We start from the raw sequence: 17984 nt of genomic DNA on the forward strand, positions 1-17984 counted from the left end.
GGGCCGGGCCTCACATTGCACGCCTGCTGTATCCCTGGTTGCCCCTTTACTGCGCCCTTTACCGCCCTTGCCCTCCTCAGGGAGGCATAACAGGACGGCGCGAGCTGATAATGAAAAAGGCACCATGACCTGAGTATGAGCTCTGATCGTGGTGCCTTTATGGCTTTGTGGCCTGCCGCCTTCTTTATTGGGCCTGCAGGTTTATGGACGGCTTACTTGCTGGAGTTGCCAGTTGCACTGTCGCTGCCTGCGGCATTATCCCTGTCATCGGCCGTGGCAGCGGCGCCGCCGCTGGCTGCAGCTGCAGCTGCAGCTGCGTCCGGCGCGTCAGCGTGCTGCTCATGAGTCTGGGACTGGAATGGAGCAGCGGCCGGTACGCTTACCGGAGCGGTGCGTGGTCTGGCATTAGACCATGACTTGCCACTGTCGGACGAGGCGCCGGCCGGAGCGGCGGCCGTGGTGGCGGCAGCTGCGGCTGCACTGGCCAGACCCGGGCCGGAGGCCTGGGCATACTGGGACAGGAGGCTGCTGCCCTTGTGGTTGATGCGGCGGGTGATATACATGATTACGCCCAGCATCACTACCAGCAATATGGTGCCTACCAGCAGAGCATAGGCCTGGATATGCACAATGGCAAAGAGTACTGAGTACATGGCCAGCAGCATCAGCAGTATGCATGCGGCGCTGCGGACCGAGTTGAGTACGGCCTTGAGGTACAGGGCAATCATGCCCGACATGAGCACGGCGGCGGTGACATAGGATACGGTAAAGCTGAAGTGCTCAGACATGGACAGCAGTACCATGTAGAACAGAATCAGGGCAGAACCTACCACCACATACTGGACCAGGGAGACAGTGCGGCGTGAGACTATTTCAAAGGCCAGTACGGTCACAAAGGTCATGGCAATAAAGAGCAGTACATACTTGGTCAGGCGCTCAATGAGGGTGTAGGACATGGAGCGGTCAGCAAGGCTTACTACATAGCCACTGGACTCAGACAGTCTGAACTTTTCGACCTTCAGGTGATCGGCTGTGCCTGTAGCCAGGCTGCTCAGGCGGTACAGGGCCTCAAAGGTCCTGTTCTGCTCATCAACGCTGTGCTCCGATGGCAGGAAACGTCCCTGGAATGATGGCACAATGCCGCTGCCTGATATGGCAGTGGTGCTCTCCACGCCCAGAGGCTGATACTTGAACTGCTGGGAGCCGCGCAGGGTAAAGGCAGCACGGTACTCAATCTGACCAGGACGGAGCAGACGGTACGATGAGCTTTCGGCACGACCTGCATGAGCTGCAGCTGTATTGTCCTCACGGGCACGCTCAGCATCGGCATCAAGGGTATTGTACAGAGCCGGACGGCCATCGGTTGGAGAGCTCTCCCCCAGAGGACGGGCGGACATAATGTCACTGATATCCTGTGAGCTCAGGCTGATACAGAAGCCGCTGTCACGGGCTGATGGCTGTGCCGGGAAGTCACGGCCGTTAACGTTAACGTAGTGAACCTCATCGATACCGCCGGTATCAAGCACACCAAAATACAGCTTGATATCAGCTTTTCTTACCGAGACATCAGATTCAATGGTATTGAGACGATCAGCAATGTGGGCCAGATCAAAGGAGCCCTGCTGCTCTACTCTTACCTTGTACAAAAGAGCCTCGTAATTGCCGCGCTTGCGCACCTCGGAGGTCAGGGTGCTGGAGGAATGGGCAAAATCGGAAATGAAATACCATTCGGCCAGAGCCTGTGAGCGTGTCTGCCTGGTGTAGAGCTCACCATCTTCCTCATAGGTGTTTACTGTGCGCTTTTCTACATTAGCTGAAATGTACAGCTGAGGATCAGAGACCAGCTGACTGCCACCCCACGGGGTGGTAATGGACTCAATAGCTGAGTTTTCCGTGTACTGACGATCAGATAGTACATTTTCAAAAAACATGGACGGAATGAGCAGCAGGAGGGAAATAATGGCCACCATGAAAATGTGGACAGCCAGATTTTCAAACCACTTCTCGCCATCATTAACATTATTTGAATTCACAGATCCTCCTGTGTTCCAGTCATCCTGTCCCCACAATCCCCTGCCATGTCCTCCATTGCCGCCGCCGGCGCCACCTGATCCTCCTGCTGAGAATGCGGCGTTGCCATTGCCGGCGTAATTGCCAGGGCCTCTGCCTGATCCGTTGCCAGGTGAAACAGTGACTCTTACAGTGCCAGCCGGGCCAGGGGCTACAGCTGCAGCTCCCGCTGCGTTATAAGCGCCTTTGTGAGCTCCCGGACCACGGGCAAGTTCATCGCGACCGGGCATGCCTGGATGCTGGCTGTAGTCACTGACAGTCTGTCCCTGAGGGCCATGAGGCTGATCAGAGCCATTAAATGGAGCAGATACTGCAGCTCTGTGCTGAGGCTGGGCATGGCTGTCGGCATGTGCATGAACCTGAGTTTGAGGGGCAGTCTGGCCAGGGGCGTGCGCGATTGACTGAGCCATGGACTGAGCCTGCTCTATTGCGCCCTGAGCACCTGTTGCGCCCCTGCTCTGAGCAGAGGCATTATCATCAGCCAAATGAGCGACATCTCCCGGGGCTGCATTATCGTGCCCGTTACCCTTGACGGGGGCTGCCTGTGCGCCAGCTCCCTGTAGAGCAGAACCTTGAGCGCCAGTACCGGGGTGAGGCTGGCCATAAGGCATGCCCATGGCCATGGCCATTTGAGGCGGATAAGGCCATGGCGCAAAGCGCATTTGAGAGCCCTGAGGGCCCGGCATGCCATAAAAGCCAGGCGGGAAAGGCATGCCTGGCATCATGCCAGGTGGCATGCCCGGCTGGGCTGACTGCGGCATGCCAGGCGGCACCATGCCCTGAGGCATCTGGCCCTGACCTGGGGCCTGATACATGCCCTGTACCGTAGGACGGGCCCCCCATGGATATGGCGGTACAGTGGCACCGCCAGGCATGGACGCCCAGTTGCCCTGAGGGACAGAACCTGCGGCACCCTGCGGGCTGGCGGTATCTGCAGCAGCGCCAGAAAGATCAGGCTGCGCCTGATCCTGCCTGACTGCTGTCTGTTCTTCACTCATAAAATTGCTCTCCCCATGGCGGATGCTTTGACTGCCGCCACTTTCTGGCTGTTGATTATTCTTACTGCTCCGGGCATCACTTTGTACTTCCTGCCCGGCAGTGCTGACCGGGCTTATGCCCGAATCAAAAAACCTCTGCAGCTTATCCCCTCCGGCGCCGGCATCTAAATGACCACTCTCAGCCTTGTCATCATCAGAGCCATAATCAGAGTCATTACCTGAGCCCTGGGCATCAGAGCAAAGGCATTCGTAAGACTTCTGTAAATCAGCTGCCGGCTGTACAACGGCATTTTCCTCACGGCCGACATCCCCTTCGGCAGCCGCTGCCGCTGCCGTTGCCAGGTGCTCACTGCCAGCATCTGAAGCTGATGGCCCGGAGTCATTAGATAAGGCCTCGAGCCCGGCTGCCTGAGCGCCGGCCTGATCCTCAGCCTCAGCCGCCTGAGCAGCTTCAGCTGATACTGCAGCGCCCGCACCAAACTCCTGTTCACGCTCAATACTGTCACTTACTGAGGATGGAGCATTTTCATTCCTGAGGGGCATGCGGCTGTCAAAATGATCGGCCCTTGCTGAGCTGGCCGAATCTTCTGCACTGGCTGAACTGACTTCACTGGATGCGCTGGATGAGTGGTCGGCACCTGATGCGCTGGCCGAACTGTCTGCACTGACTGAATAGTCGGCACTGGCTGCGCCGTATGTCTGAATGGCCAGCCCTGAATCATCCTGATAAGACTCATAGCTGGCTTCGCTGTCATTTTCATATAAGTGTCCGTGGTCACGGACAGGCTCATTGTTACGGGCATTGCCATGGACAGGTTCATTGTCATGGGCATAGTCATGGACAGATTCATTGTCACGGGCATTGCCATGGCCATAGCCATGGGCAGAGGCTGCATGGTGGGACCGGGAGTGGTCACTGTTGCTGTCAGAGGCGGTGAAAGCGCTGTGCTGATTTGTCTGAGTAAAGGACGGAGCGTCATCATCCCAGGCATCGATATGGCTGCCCTGACGGGAAGAGCTGTGGGCACTCATGGTGCTCTGATAGGCGCGGGCGGCTCTGGCAGCAAGGCCAGTGCCTGCAGATGAGGGCACAGGATCAATGGCCTCAGGCTCAATTATCTGGTCATCATACTCACTGATACCTGCAGTTAAGTCTCCGTCAGAGCTCAGGATGTCAGTGACCTCATTATGCCCATAGTGCGCAGAGTGCGGAACTGGTGAGATCTGATCCGGGGACTGGCTGTTAGTTGTCTGATTGTGCATTGACCTTCCTGGCTTTATGTCATCTGATAAAAAAGCAAAGTACCGTGTACCCGGATCTGCATGTTATTAAATACTGTGCACCTCAAATGCCGTATCCTTAATGACGGCCCTGCATTATGCAGAAAATAACACTCAAGGGCCATTATGCTTAAAGAGCGTACTGTCAGGCAAGCATCATGACAACATAATAACTGCAGTCAATTGCCATAAGGCAGGCTCCCAGTGTCATCAGGCCATCAAAAGCATTTATGCAGCGCCCCTCTGATTGAAATATATCCCCGGCTCTTTTATGCACTGACCTGACTGCCCCAATGCCCTTGCTGCCTGACCTGCCTGCTGCCATGCCCTTGCTGCCTGACCTGCCTGCTGCCATGCCCTTGCTGCATTACCTGTCTGTCAGTATGGCCGCGTCATACAGGTACGACTGTAAGCCCGTCTTGTCTTTATTCAGCCTTTGCCTGGGCTCAAAGCAAAACAGGCACTCGTCCATGACCATAAAGGTATGAAATAGTGCCTGCTCTGTCAGATACATGCGCCTTAAGTCTCAGCCCAGTTAACTGTTCCTGAAGCTCTGAGAAGTCATTACTAAAAGGTCATCACAGGCAAGTGCAGTCACTGAAGTATGGCTATGACAAGGCATTTGTCATGGCTGTGGCTTTGGGGCATATGCCATGACTGTGGCTCTGGGGCATATGCCATGACTGTGGCTCTGGATGTGGGGCATATGCCTCAAGGGAGCTGAAAATCCAGGAGAACCCTGGACTTACCGGACCGTGTCGGGCTGTCAGCTGATGACAAAGCGGCCCGGGGCGATGAACTCAAGATTTTCGCTCAGAGTGATCTCACCTTCGTGCATGGAGCAGCGTACTGTTGCGCGGCTGCCCTCGGAGGTGATGCTGATACCGGCAAAGGCCTTGAAGTCCTTACGGCTTTCAGGGTTTTCCCTGATGGCAACAATACCTGCCATATTGTTAACCAGCACATCGAGCACAGGTGCCTGACTCCAGTCATGAACGTCTGCTGCCAGATCCACATCAAGGCCCTTGCCTGATGACACTGTCAGGGCAAGATCAGGGGCATCATCATCCATATCAACGTCATTGAGGAAAGCAGGAGAGGTTACCAGCATATGTCTGATGTCCTCATGCTGACCATGGGCACTTAAATCCTTAACCCGGGTTCTGATAATGTACATGCCTGATACGGCAGGCAGCAGCACGCCCATAAACAGACCATGGAAAGAATGGCTGCTGACAGTAGAGGCTGTCAGTACGCCTCTGGTCTCCATATCAATACGCTCACGGAACATGAAGATCTCACGCAGCAGCTGCTCAAAGCTCCAGCGGCCGCCTGCAGATGCATCAGAGCCACCTGCTGATGCTGAGCCCTCAATGATTACACTGCTGGTAGAGTTAACTGCCTTTTTGGCCAGATCACCTATGTGCAGAAGATCAAACATGGCAGCAGCGCTTTCACCAGCGCCCTCTTCTTCCTCGGCACAGGTGCCACGACCTGAGCTGATGCCCTTGCTAATAGAGCAGCTGCTGACGCTGACAGCTCCGCCGCCACCGGCAAAGACCTTGTCTACAGTGCTCTGAATACTGCCGCTTAAGGTCTGTGAGCTTACAAGGAAGGTATCATCAGTGCTGCCCTTTACCTGGGCATCATCGCTGAGCACCATGTCACGGTCAGTTAAGGCTGCAGCCATCATGACAATAAGCAGGTCTCTGGCATCAACATCGCCCACACTGATACGGCGCTGGGAGGCAGTACAGCATTCGTCGAGCATGGCAGCCAGATCATAGGCCGCACGTATCATGAACACACAGGTGCTCTTACGGTCACTGTCATCAAAGAGCACACGGTTCTTGTCATCAGGCTTCATGCCATTGACTATGTCCAGACCAGCCTGATAACAGCCATAGGTGCTCTCCTTGCCCGCAGCAGCCACTACGGCAGCTCTCAGGGAAGTGCGCAGCAGCTCGGCGGCCTTATCACGACTATCAGCGGCCGCATCATTTTCGCTGCTGTAATCAAGGCCCTCTTCTCTGTCATCACCACAGGGATCGTTAATATGTGAGGTAAGCAAAAAGTACAGAAAGTGAGCAAATCCTGGCATGTTCAATCCTCTCAGCAAATCAGGGCAAATGAGCAATCAACGGGTAAGTCATGGCACATAAGATCGATACGCTCCGTATCAGTATGACCAGACTGGCACTGCAGCAGACAGAGTAATGGCTGACACCGGCCATGGAGAGTCCACAAGGCAGGGATAAAGACTGCACAATGCAGAACCCCGTTTCTGTGCATACTATGCTCATTATAGGGGCCAGCTCATCATGCTGACGCCAGGTGATGAAAATGCGCATTCCCCCGCACCAGCTCCCCAGTATCAGCTGGCAACAGCTCACAACACACAGCACATTTCCCGAGGTGGACAAAAAGAAAGCTCAGCCAGCCACAGACCAGCAGACGCCGCTTCAACAGGCAAGCACAGTCGGCCACAACATTCCATTGATCAAGAAAAGCAAAGAGAGGTCCCACACTCAGCAAGCTCCCAATTAGTGGCAGCGCTGCGTCAGCACTGCCAAGCGCGGCACTGCATCCCCTGACAAAGTTGTTCTCCACACTCAGCAAGCCCTCCAATGAGTGGCAGTGCTGCGTCAGTACTGCCATGCGCGGCACATCTGCCCCAGGCAAAGTTGCTCACCCACACTCATAAAGCAGGGCACAGTCAGGCCCCCACATTGAGCAGGTGTTGTATATGCTGCCGTGATAATACACAGAAATAGACAGTACCGTCCCCCCGGTATCTGGCAGCGCCCGCTCACCAGGCTACTGTATTGTCCTTTGTGCCCAGTACAGTATGCTCAGGTCAGATACATGCGTATCTGCGCAGTGGACTGATGGCGCCAGGCTGCTTTCATCTAAACAGTGCTCAGGATCCCTGTCCGGCGCTGGATGCCGGCCGCTCCTGTTATTTTGGTGGTTAACAGCTGCTGCCATACTGTAGTGCAGGCATCCGGACGGCTGAGTCATAAGTGCGCGGGGAGCTGCCGTGCCAGGTCGGACTGAGCGCCAGGGGCGGCGCGGTGCACTATATGGCAGAGACTGGCAGTCAGTTATGAGCTGAAAAGTAATGGCACTGCCACGATGTGAAATGTCATATTGAACTCTTTAAGGGCAAGACGCACTGTTTGCGCTCATTTTTTTCTCCCTCAGTGTTTTTTGCTCAATAAAAGGGCTTTAAAATGATTTTGGGATAAAATTATGCCTGTTTATGCCACGTCTGAGCTCTATGCTGTTACCGCAGGCCTCAGGTCTTTGCCCCTGCAGCTCCAGAGAGAAGCACAACAGGCTTTGCCGGCTCTGCCCTGAAGTCTTTGCAGGTTGTTGACGGTCCTGCCCACTAAGGATCCTTTTAATTTAGAAATGCCCGGCAGACAGACGTAAGGCCCCATAGAATCTGGAATTTCACCTCCACTGTTTTGAGTCCCTCAGGCCCAGCCGGACGGGAAATTCAGTGCTGTATCGCTTTTGAGCAGGAGACCTTTAATGGGTACCGTGAATAAATTATCCGCAATGGCCATGGGTGTGGCCATGAGTCTTAGCGTAGCAGGTACTGCTGTCGCCGCCGGTGACACCGGTGTAAGCAATGCCGGCAACAAGGTGCTCAAGGTAGGCTGTGATGCTGCCTTTGCCCCTTTTACCTACACAGATGATAAGGGTAACCTTATCGGCTTTGACGTGGATCTTATTCATGCCATCGCAAAGGAAATGGGCTATACCGTAGACATGAAGGGTTATCCTTTTGACGGCATTATCCCTACCCTGATTACCAACAACATTGACCTCATCATCTCAGGCTTTACCATTTCCCCTGAGCGTGCCGAGCGCGTTGACTTCTCCGACCCATACTACCGCTGTGGTCTGACCTATCTGGTTATGAAGGATGATGCCTCCCGCTACAGCTCCTTTGAGTCGATCTCCAGCGCAGAAATCTGCACCCAGATTGGCACCACCGGTGCTCTGTACCTGCAGAAGACTCTCAAGAACCCTCAGCTCAAGCAGTTCAACTCCCCACCTGAGACCTATCTTGAGCTGCAGAACGGTGGCTGTGACGTAGTAGTAAACGACCGTCCTGTTAACGACTTCTTCCTTGCCCAGAATCCAAAGAACCAGGAAATCGTAGTATCACGCGATATTACCTCCGCTCAGAACGAGTACTATGGCATTGCCGTACGCAAGGGCAACAAAGAACTGCTCAGCCTCATCAACGAAGGTCTGGACCGTATCATTGAAAATGGTGAGTTCGCAAAGATCTCCAACAAGTGGTTCGGCTACGACATCTCCGATGACCTCAAGGCTCACGCAGCTGAGGCCGCCTCCGCCGGCACCGCCAAATAACACAGTCTGACCATCCAGCCTCCGGCAGGAGACAGCAGTCACGGACAGCCGCCTGTACCAGACTGCCCGAACATCAATCAGGGGACACAAGTGCCATACACTCTGTCCCCTGATGCTTTTTACAGTACCCTGATGTCAACATGTCACCATGTCAGGTTCTGCCCGGTCAGACCCTAATATCACTTCAAGGCATGTACGCAGCATATACGCTCAAGGCAACAAGGGCATGACTGTCTTTCATACGCGCCTGCATTACCGTTAAGTGCCATATCAGGTATTTCCACTTGCCTCCTGACCGCCTCGGCACCGCTGAGGGCGACATCTCCATGACCGCAATGCCTCCTGACTAAGCCTGCCACTCTAACAATCCCCATGCCCGCTGTTATCCTGACAGCTCCGTACCATGATCAAATTACAGATCCCATGTGCTGCCTGACAGCTCCGGCTAAATGCAGAATTCCCTGCCCACATGCTTTCTGAGTGAGCCCGCCACTTGCGACTTTGCAGTATTTAAGTTACTGAAAGGCACAGGGACGCAGCCTGTCGCCTTCATACACTTCATCCATGTTCAAATACCATGTTCTGTACAGATACTTTCTAAAACAGAATATAAATAACAACATTGGACTGTGTATTACCCTGAAAACGCGCGCCAGTGTGGTCATGCTTCCCAGCGACGGGCTTGTGGTGCTCTATGCCCGCAGCCGTAATTACCGTTTAGGAACGGTAAAGCTGATCTTTGACCTGTCTTTCGTTCTCATTGCCGTAGCAGTATCTCTATGGCAGTCAGACATGAGTGTGATTACGGGAGTACATGAGGGCTCGATTACAGGATCAGTGATAACAGGACCGGTAGTCCAGCTGCTCATGCCCCACTTTGCCTTTCTTGATCGCTTCTTCAGTCCCGACCAGGACCATTGATATGGGCATTGCCCTGTAATTACATTTCCTTATGGCCTCCCGGAACCACAACCATAGCCACGGACGAGGCTCATTCCCTGTCACTATACTTCCTGACCGCTTCTTTGAGCCCCGACCAGATTCATGGCTGTGACCATGGACATGGCCCATTCCCTGTCACTACACTTCCTGACCGCTTCTTTGAGACCCGACCATGGCCTTTGATATGGGCATCGCCATGGGAATTGCCCTGTAACTACACTTCCTGACCGCTTATTTGAGCACGGACTATGGCTATAGCCATGGACCAGGCCCATTTTATGTCACTACATTTCCTGACCGCTTCTTTGAGCCCCGACCAGATTCATGGCTGATGCCATGGCCATTGCATTACCCTGCCCTGACCGGCACTGTCACTCCTTTTAAGCAGGTGCTCAGGTATGACAGGACCAGACTGCCCGGGTCAGGGCATTTGGTGGGATGTACTACGCCTGGGGGCATTGCATCAAAAGTAATGGCATTGCAATGAAAAGCATTGTGCCCATTACTCACTGTGTCCATTATTTGTGTGCAAACTCTTATGATTTCACCTGGTGGAGATTACATCAGGGATCATGACAGAACCTGACTGAGGTCGTTTATGAGCATATTAAGGCCGTCTCTGTGATATGCCGAGGTCATGGCTATATGAGCCGGGGCATAGAGCAGCTCCTCACGCAGACAGGCATCACTGACAGCATCGGCTATGCTCAGTGTCATATGACCTGAACTTTCACTAGAGGAACGATCATTGAGCTGTCCATTTAGCTGTACCTTGAGGTGTCCATTGATCTGCAGTAAAGCCAGGGCAGTACCGGTAATGAAAGGTCTGAGCCTGCTGTCAGACACCACAGTTTCAAGTGCCCTCAGGTACTCATCATACAGATGCTCATTGCGGGAGAAGTACCAGTCAATACGCAGTGCACAGGCAATAAAGTCCTGCCTGCTCTCCCCGGCAACCATGCCGGTCTCACCAAGCACCTCAAGATAGCGGCGCAAAAGAGCGTCGATAAGGTACTGCCAGCTGTCAGATCCGCAAATTCCCGTCTTTACCAGCACGCTGTAGCTGTTAAGCTCATCAAGAGACTCTCCAATATCACTTATGCATGAGGACTCTGATATCAGTTGGGCTATACGGTCTTTATGACTCATGAAATGTTCAGTAAGGCCCATATTAAGTGAACTTATGAAAAGGGCGCACAGCTGTCTTATATCGTGAGTGTAATGCTCAAGCTGACCTGAGATCCTGGTAATACAGGCATGCTCCACACTGCTACCTGTATGACTGAGGCCAATCAGAGTACGTATGGCATCTTCATTAAAACTCCAGCTGACCTGCTCATATGAGGACACTGTTCCGGAGCGGCTGCGCATCTGAGGAAAAGATGTCAGAAAAGACGGTGCTATAAAGCCACTGCGGGCAATAAACTGACTGAAGAGCAGCTGCTCGCGCCCGGCACAGATATCTATCTGGGCTGAATGCTCATGCTTGTCCTTAAGACTGATACCAAAGCGCACAGCCTGCTGCATAAAGTCACGCCACAGGGCAGGTACGCTGATATCAGTCGGTACTGATCCCATATGCAGAGCATTAAGAGCTGCCATGGTGTTTTTAACTACGGCGTTATCCTCAGTAAGCTCTTCCTTGATAAAGGTGGAGATCACGGCATCAATAAGGTCATATACCGAAGGCACAGTCAGCCCGCGCAAGGCTGCCAGGCCACGCATAATCTTTTCACACTCCAGCAAGGTAGCAACGCCCACCTCATCACCGCGCTCATCCCTGATTGCAGACATAAAGTGGAAGTTTACCGAGCGCACCGCGCGCTCAATTTCCCTGATATCAGCACGGTAATGCAGCCAGGCATCACGCTGCCTGGCCGATGGCTTAGTGTGTTGAACACTTCTTTCGGCTGTACCTTCAGGTACGGCACATTCAGGTACAGCTCCTTCAGGCACGGCTCCTTCGCGCTCACCGCATACCTGAGCTGCAGTGCTGTTTGCAGCACCAGCCAGTGGCCGGGCCTGCACGACGGGTAAGTGTGACTGAGCAGCAGGAGCAGCAGGCGCCTCATGATTCACCGGAGCGGCCGTAGCACAGTCTGTGGTGCTGGTGCAGGAGGATGTGCTGGCAAGGACATCATGGCTTATGTGCGGGCGTGGATAAAAGGCTGTAGTGCTGGTTATGGCCTGATGAAGCCTGTGATAGTAATAAGGGAACTCTATGCCAGGGCCGCTTTGACCACACTTATGAGCGTAATCAAAAGAATACGGAATAATACAGGCTTTTTTCCTGAAAGATGGAATGAAGACAGGTGCAGCTGCAGGCTTGTTAAAGTGCAGGCAGTCACAAAGAGAGATGGTATGAAAGCCTCCTGTCAGCACCATGATGCGTTTATGGGCTCGACGGGCGCGGGCGATGTGAGCAAGCATGTTGCGCTCGCGCTGCTGAATAACAACGGAGCTGATCTCATCACGGGCAAAGCGGTACAGGCTGTACAGATGGATATAGAACTCATGCAGATACTGCATGCTGCTCATGCCAAGAGCATTGGCTTCAAAGCGCTTATTCCAGAACAGGCTGCGCTCATGTGATCCGTCAGCATTGAGCAGTACCCTGCTGAATTCAAGGCTGCTCACAGCATCAAAGACACTGCCGCCATGGGCCGCCATGACGTCACCATCAATTGATCCGGCGCCTCCATAACGCTCCTCAAGCCAGAGCATTTCATCAGCATCAAGATCGATAAGTTCAATATCAATATTGCGGCGACGGGCCTCAACCAGCATGGTGTACTCAGGCGAGCAGCTCAGCACCGGATAGGATCCTATAACTTTCATCTCAGACATCTCAGACATCTCAGACATCTCAGACATCTCAGATGAGCTGTCATCACTACCTGTGACAGATGAATTACAGTAGCAGTGCTCTGTCAGCAGATCACGGCCTGAAGCTGATGGGCTTTCTGATGAGCCTGGGGATGAGTTGTCTGATGCGCTTGAAGATGCCCCGTCTGATGAGCCTGAAGCTCCCCCTGCAGACTCCGCCACTGGTGACACATTCCTGTAGCATGCGGCTCCTACATCAGAGGACATCACAATGGCTACTGGTGGTTTGAGCTCAGGGTGGGTGAGATCTTTGAAGTGCTCTTTGAGAGCAGGGCCAAACTCCATGGCAACCAGATCAGGCCGGTAAGCTTCAATGATACGTGGCAGATGAAGAGAAACAGCCATGGAGCTGTGGCGCACAGGAACCAGCAGGACGTCGCTGTCAAAATCAAGAGCTTTTGCAGCATGCTCAGACATGAACTCAGGAGACAGCCAGGCAGGAAGGCCGTTGCTCATAGGAGTTTTCATGAGCTCACACCACTGCTGCTGGGTATGGGTATGGATGCTGTTTTCTTTGAGGGAGCAAAGCAGATTCAGGTCAGCATCACCAGGTCCCAGCTGAGCAGCCTCAGGTCTGGTGATATCAGTGTCACTGCCACAGGAGCTGGCAGAGGAAATGTCAGTAAAGGGCTTATGTCTGAAGTGGCGGTCATGGTCAGCACTGCTGCTCTGTCTGTCTTCAGGGCGTGCGCCGGCCGCAGCAAATGAGCTGTGCTCAGCTGACTGCTCAAATAAACCATGACGCGAAGCCATTGTGCACTCCCATATCTGCGGTGTGTGATGTATGAAAACAAACTTAATCTGCTATCTGACGCCGTCCCGGACCATGACCAGGACTTGCTGACAGGCCCATGGTCATGAGCTTTTCTTACTGCCTGCTGTTCCAGCACCGGGCCTATACCATGGTCATGAGCTTTTCTTTCTGCCTGCTGTCCCAGCACCGGTCCTTTACCATGCCCATGTATATGTTTCTGCCCCAGTATTATGAGCTGCTAAGGTTTTGAATCTGTAAGACTGTCCTCGCGCCTTGAGTCATTCGGTACGCCACTGTCGGAGGCGTGCGTGTCTGGTTCTGCTGACTTTTCCGTTACCAGATTCTTTACCGGACAGGAAACAGCCTGATGCGGTGACAGGGCGGGCGCTGCTGAAGAAACCGAGGCAAAGGCAGCCACAGCCGATAAATCAGAGGCTCCAAAGCCAGGATATTGATGCCCTTGCAGCTCATTAAAGGCACGGCCGCTTCTGATGTCGTCATAAACGGACATCACCAGATCAAGCATTGATCTGTCAGCTGTAAGCTCCATTCTGTCCTTTGAGCTGTTAATGACCTCGCTTTCCATCATACGCAGCTTTACCTGTGTATCCCTGACCGGCTCTACTGTGTAAACATCAAACAAGGCCTGCAATGCCTGACCTGGGAAGGTTCCCGGATCAGCTGTGTTGGCTGTGGCAATAACAGCAAAGCCCCCTGATGCTCTCAGACACAGAGGCTGGGCAAATTCATGGATGGTGATATGGCGCCTGGAAAGTATGGACAGCAAGGTGTCCTGAACTTCCTGACAGGTGCGGGATATTTCCTCAAAGCGGGTAATAATGCCTTCCTGCATGCCACGGAACAAAGGAGCAGGAATAAGAGCGTCAGGCACGTGACCGACTGCTGCTGTTACAGCGCAGTTCCAGGAGTAACGCAGTACTGAGGGTTTAAGGGCGGCTGTGCCCTGGATGATATTACGGCTGTTATTGCTCACGGCTGCGGCCAGCAGCTCTGAGAGCCATGACTTACCTGTACCAGGAAGTCCGGCAAGCAGGACATTACGTCCTGAGGCAAGGGTACTGATACAGTTGCTAACCAGCTCGTCATTGCCAAAGAACTTGGTGCTGACACGCACCCTTTTGCCCTGATAAACAAGAGGCTGCGTGCGTCCCAGAATGAAATCTCTGACAGCAGCAGGCGTAAGCATCCAGCCATCAGGTCTAACCCCCTGACAGCAGGCGCGCAAAGCATCCAGCTCTTCACTGTAGAGCTCTTCCACACAGGACTTGAGACACTCACCCATATGCTTACCCCAATATGTGTTTTTCGCAGACAACGTCCCTGCGTCTCCTGAGCACAGCATCCCTTACTGAAGAATAGATTTGCGAACATAACTGTTGCCCTGACGGCAAAATTTACAGCAAGAATTTGCCTTGGGACACAGTGTCTACTTTAAATGCTCACAAAAGAGAAAAAACTCTCCCTTTCCCACTGAGGCAAGGACTGAAAAAGAGAACAGGCACGCCTCTTTATGAGCCCCACATGCCGGGGAAGGTCTTCTTGCAGCTGTATATGCTGTTTCCTGTAACAGTCGTAATTGATGACAGGCTATAACATGCATGCACGATTGATGCCCATCAGGCCAGTACCAGTATGAACTGCTGCGCAATGTTAAAAACTCAGAAAGACGAATAAGAAGTTGGTAAATGCAAATGTGCAGCCCTCTCCCGTAGCACTGCCTGACAGCAGGTAAAGCACACAAAGAGAGCATGCCACTCCTTACGAAAGATGATTGAAGCAACCAGGACAAAGCCACGCAAGGCAAACAAGCCCACGCCAGATCATCCCGCTGCACCTTATGAATGATGTTCTGAACAACCAGGACAAAGCCACGCAAGGCAAACAAGCCCACGCCAGATCATCCCGCTGCACCTTATGAATGATGATTGAAACAGGCAAGTCAGAGTATCGATATAGCCATACTGTTGGGGAAAACAAAAAAGCTGTGTTTTCTGACTGTTTCTGATATCTAATATACCATATTTTATGTATCTAGGAAAGGCACGTTTTTGCACACTTCCATACAAGCACATGGACCATAAATAAGCCAGCACAAAGCAGTCGCAAACGCTTGTTATGTCATGGAAACCGCATAGATATCACAGACCGAAAACATGTATCTACATACTTAAATTAAGGCAAGATGGTTTACACAGAAAATAATCCCACTGAACAGCACCAATGTGCCAATTTATCGGCTCGGATTAAAAATCGTGGGTAAAGATGGAAATATGTGCCCCGATATTATGTGTATTGCAACCAGCACAAACAGCTTTTCACTGCAGAAAGCTGCTGGTAAGCGCAAGATACCTTACTGACAACTGTTCAGCAGGTCTGGAGTAGATGCAGGTTTCCGCAAAGGAATCCTGTATATAGTCATTTGTAAAGTATCTTGCCTGAGAATGAGAATAAGGAAATAAAATGGCAGTTTATGTAAATACAAACGTGTCATCGCTCAATGGCCGTAGATATCTTAATAATGTACAGAATCAGCTGACCACAACCTACCAGAGACTCAGTTCTGGTATGAGAATTAATTCTGCCAAGGATGACGCAGCCGGTTTACAGATCAGCTCACGTCTGACCACTCAGATTAATGGTCTGAACCAGGGTAACCGCAATACCTCTGACGGTATCGCTCTTGCCCAGACCATTGAAGGCGGCATGAACGAAATCACCGGCATGCTGCAGAAGATCCGCACTCTGGCTGTTCAGGCCAAGAACGGCACCAACACTGCTGAAGACCGCACCGCTCTGGAAAAAGAAGCTACTGCCCTGTCAGCTGAAATCAATCGTATTGCCCAGAAGACCACCTTTGGTGGCAAGACCGTTCTGGACGGCGGCGGTACCGCCAACGATATCTACAGCACTGGTGGTGGTGGCGCTAATAAGGTCGGCACCATGACTCTTCAGGTTGGCGCAAACAAAGGCGATAGCATTGATTTCAAAGTCAACGCTATGAAGATGTCTAATATCGCAGACTTAGGCGGCGTACAGGGCTTTGACCAGCTCTATAACAAGACTGACGGCCAGATCAAGCTTAGCGACGCAACCAAGATTGACAGCATTATTGACGCCATGGATAAGATGATTGGTGCTGTTGATGGTCAGCGTGCCGGTCTTGGCGCTTTACAAAACAGACTGGAGAGCTCCATTCGCAACCAGGCTAACGTCTCTGCCAATCAGGCTGATGCCCGCAGCAGAATTCGTGACGCTGACTTCGCCGAAGAGTCTGCCAACCTGAGCCAGCAGTCCATTATTCAGCAGGCTGCCACCTCTATGCTCATGCAGGCCAACACCCGTCCACAGCTTGGTCTTTCCCTGCTCGGCTAATTAATAACGCCATTTGCGCATGCAAGATTGCGCCACCAGACCTTACAGCATTGCCCTGTAACACTGTCTGGTACCTGCAAGGTACACTTCTGGAAACATATAAGTTCATTTAAAGAAAGTGCAGTTTTGCATGAATACTGCACAATTTACTTTATAAAGTACCTTGAGAGATATGAGAACTTAGGAGATAACAATGGCAGTTTATGTAAATACAAACGTGTCATCGCTCAATGGCCGCAGATATCTGAATAATGTTCAGAATCAGCTGACTACAACCTACCAGAGACTCAGTTCAGGTCTGAGAATTAATTCTGCCAAGGACGATGCTGCTGGTTTACAGATCAGCTCCCGTCTGACCACTCAGATTAATGGTCTTAACCAGGGTAACCGCAATGCCTCTGACGGTATTGCTCTTGCTCAGACCATTGAAGGCGGCATGAACGAAATCACCGGCATGCTGCAGAAGATCCGTACTCTGGCTGTTCAGTCCAAGAACGGTACCAACACCGCTGAAGACCGTACCGCTCTGGAGAAGGAAGCTACTGCACTGTCAGCTGAAATCAACCGTATTGCTTCACAGACCACTTTCGGTGGCAAAACTGTTCTGGACGGCGGCGGCACTGCCAACGACATCTACAGCAGCGCAAATCCTGGTGATAAGGGCAAAATGGTCCTTCAGGTAGGCGCCAACAAGGGCGATACTATTGAGTTTTCCGTTAACTCCATGAAGATGTCCAAGATCGCTGATTTAGGCGGTGTACAGGACTTTGGCAATATGTATGATAAGGGCACCGGCCAGATTAAGATTGCTACTCCAGATCAGATTGACAAGGTCATCGAGGCCATGGATAAGATGATCGCAGCTGTAGATGGTCAGCGCGCCGGACTAGGTGCAATGCAGAACAGACTGGAGAGCTCCATTCGCAACCAGGCTAACGTCTCTGCCAATCAGGCTGATGCCCGCAGCAGAATTCGTGACGCTGACTTCGCCGAAGAGTCTGCCAACCTGAGCCAGCAGTCCATTATTCAGCAGGCTGCCACCTCTATGCTCATGCAGGCCAACACCCGTCCACAGCTTGGTCTGTCCCTCCTCGGCTAATCCATAACGCCATTTGCGCATTTATATTGCGCCACCAGATCTGACAGAATTTAACTGTCATAGATTCTGGTACCAGCAAGGTACATTGCTGAGAATACATAAGTATTTGTAAAGCAAATGCAGCAACTAAAAACGGTTTCTGTATAAGTTATTTTGTAAAGTACCTTGCTTT

The 17984-nt window shown here is 52.3% G+C and carries 8 protein-coding genes; 4 read left to right on the forward strand and 4 right to left on the reverse strand.

Translation table 11 applies throughout. From position 1 onward, the window contains the following. Nucleotides 1-212: 212 nt before the first annotated feature. Both creD and MXE39_RS03085 read right to left on the reverse strand, forming a co-directional pair. A complete protein-coding gene (creD, locus tag MXE39_RS03080; protein ID WP_246978288.1) occupies nucleotides 213-4331 on the reverse strand; it encodes a cell envelope integrity protein CreD in 4119 nt (1372 codons plus the stop codon). A gap of 784 nt (nucleotides 4332-5115) precedes the next feature. Further along, nucleotides 5116-6450 carry a hypothetical protein gene (locus tag MXE39_RS03085; protein WP_246978287.1) on the reverse strand — a complete coding sequence of 445 codons (1335 nt, stop codon included), beginning with the start codon at nucleotides 6448-6450 and terminating at the stop codon, nucleotides 5116-5118. A gap of 1436 nt (nucleotides 6451-7886) precedes the next feature. On the opposite strand from MXE39_RS03085, the gene MXE39_RS03090 reads away from it, so the two are divergent. Both MXE39_RS03090 and MXE39_RS03095 read left to right on the forward strand, forming a co-directional pair. Beyond that, the gene (locus MXE39_RS03090; RefSeq protein WP_246978286.1) at nucleotides 7887-8738 is read left to right on the forward strand and encodes a basic amino acid ABC transporter substrate-binding protein; all 852 of its coding nucleotides are present in this window, start codon (nucleotides 7887-7889) and stop codon (nucleotides 8736-8738) included. Between the two features lie 564 nt (nucleotides 8739-9302). Then, nucleotides 9303-9659, forward strand: coding sequence for a hypothetical protein (locus tag MXE39_RS03095; protein WP_246978285.1), 357 nt, complete (start codon nucleotides 9303-9305; stop codon nucleotides 9657-9659). A 591-nt stretch (nucleotides 9660-10250) separates the two neighbouring features. Here the strand turns inward: MXE39_RS03095 and MXE39_RS03100 are convergent. Together MXE39_RS03100 and MXE39_RS03105 are read right to left on the reverse strand one after the other, a co-directional pair. Then, nucleotides 10251-13319: a DUF5682 family protein gene (locus MXE39_RS03100; protein WP_246978284.1), complete on the reverse strand. Its 3069-nt coding sequence runs from the start codon at nucleotides 13317-13319 to the stop codon at nucleotides 10251-10253. A gap of 239 nt (nucleotides 13320-13558) precedes the next feature. After that, entirely contained in the window at nucleotides 13559-14623 is a 1065-nt protein-coding gene (locus MXE39_RS03105) for an AAA family ATPase (protein ID WP_246978283.1), read from the reverse strand. 1178 nt (nucleotides 14624-15801) lie between these two features. Between MXE39_RS03105 and MXE39_RS03110 the strand changes: the two genes are divergently transcribed. Both MXE39_RS03110 and MXE39_RS03115 read left to right on the forward strand, forming a co-directional pair. Further along, nucleotides 15802-16713, forward strand: coding sequence for a flagellin (locus MXE39_RS03110; protein WP_246978282.1), 912 nt, complete (start codon nucleotides 15802-15804; stop codon nucleotides 16711-16713). Nucleotides 16714-16906: 193 nt separating this feature from the next. Continuing rightward, nucleotides 16907-17812: a flagellin gene (locus tag MXE39_RS03115; protein WP_246978281.1), complete on the forward strand. Its 906-nt coding sequence runs from the start codon at nucleotides 16907-16909 to the stop codon at nucleotides 17810-17812. Nucleotides 17813-17984: the final 172 nt, after the last annotated feature.

This window comes from Anaerobiospirillum sp. NML120511, from assembly GCF_023050955.1.
Classification (GTDB): Bacteria; Pseudomonadota; Gammaproteobacteria; order Enterobacterales; family Succinivibrionaceae; genus Anaerobiospirillum.

Bases quoted from the DNA above. Each gene is read 5' to 3' on its own strand.
- creD (WP_246978288.1), bottom strand. From the start codon at position 4,331: ATGCACAATCAGACAACTAACAGCCAGTCCCCGGATCAGATCTCACCA.
- MXE39_RS03085 (WP_246978287.1), bottom strand. From the start codon at position 6,450: ATGCCAGGATTTGCTCACTTTCTGTACTTTTTGCTTACCTCACATATT.
- MXE39_RS03090 (WP_246978286.1), top strand. From the start codon at position 7,887: ATGGGTACCGTGAATAAATTATCCGCAATGGCCATGGGTGTGGCCATG.
- MXE39_RS03095 (WP_246978285.1), top strand. From the start codon at position 9,303: ATGTTCAAATACCATGTTCTGTACAGATACTTTCTAAAACAGAATATA.
- MXE39_RS03100 (WP_246978284.1), bottom strand. From the start codon at position 13,319: ATGGCTTCGCGTCATGGTTTATTTGAGCAGTCAGCTGAGCACAGCTCA.
- MXE39_RS03105 (WP_246978283.1), bottom strand. From the start codon at position 14,623: ATGGGTGAGTGTCTCAAGTCCTGTGTGGAAGAGCTCTACAGTGAAGAG.
- MXE39_RS03110 (WP_246978282.1), top strand. From the start codon at position 15,802: ATGGCAGTTTATGTAAATACAAACGTGTCATCGCTCAATGGCCGTAGA.
- MXE39_RS03115 (WP_246978281.1), top strand. From the start codon at position 16,907: ATGGCAGTTTATGTAAATACAAACGTGTCATCGCTCAATGGCCGCAGA.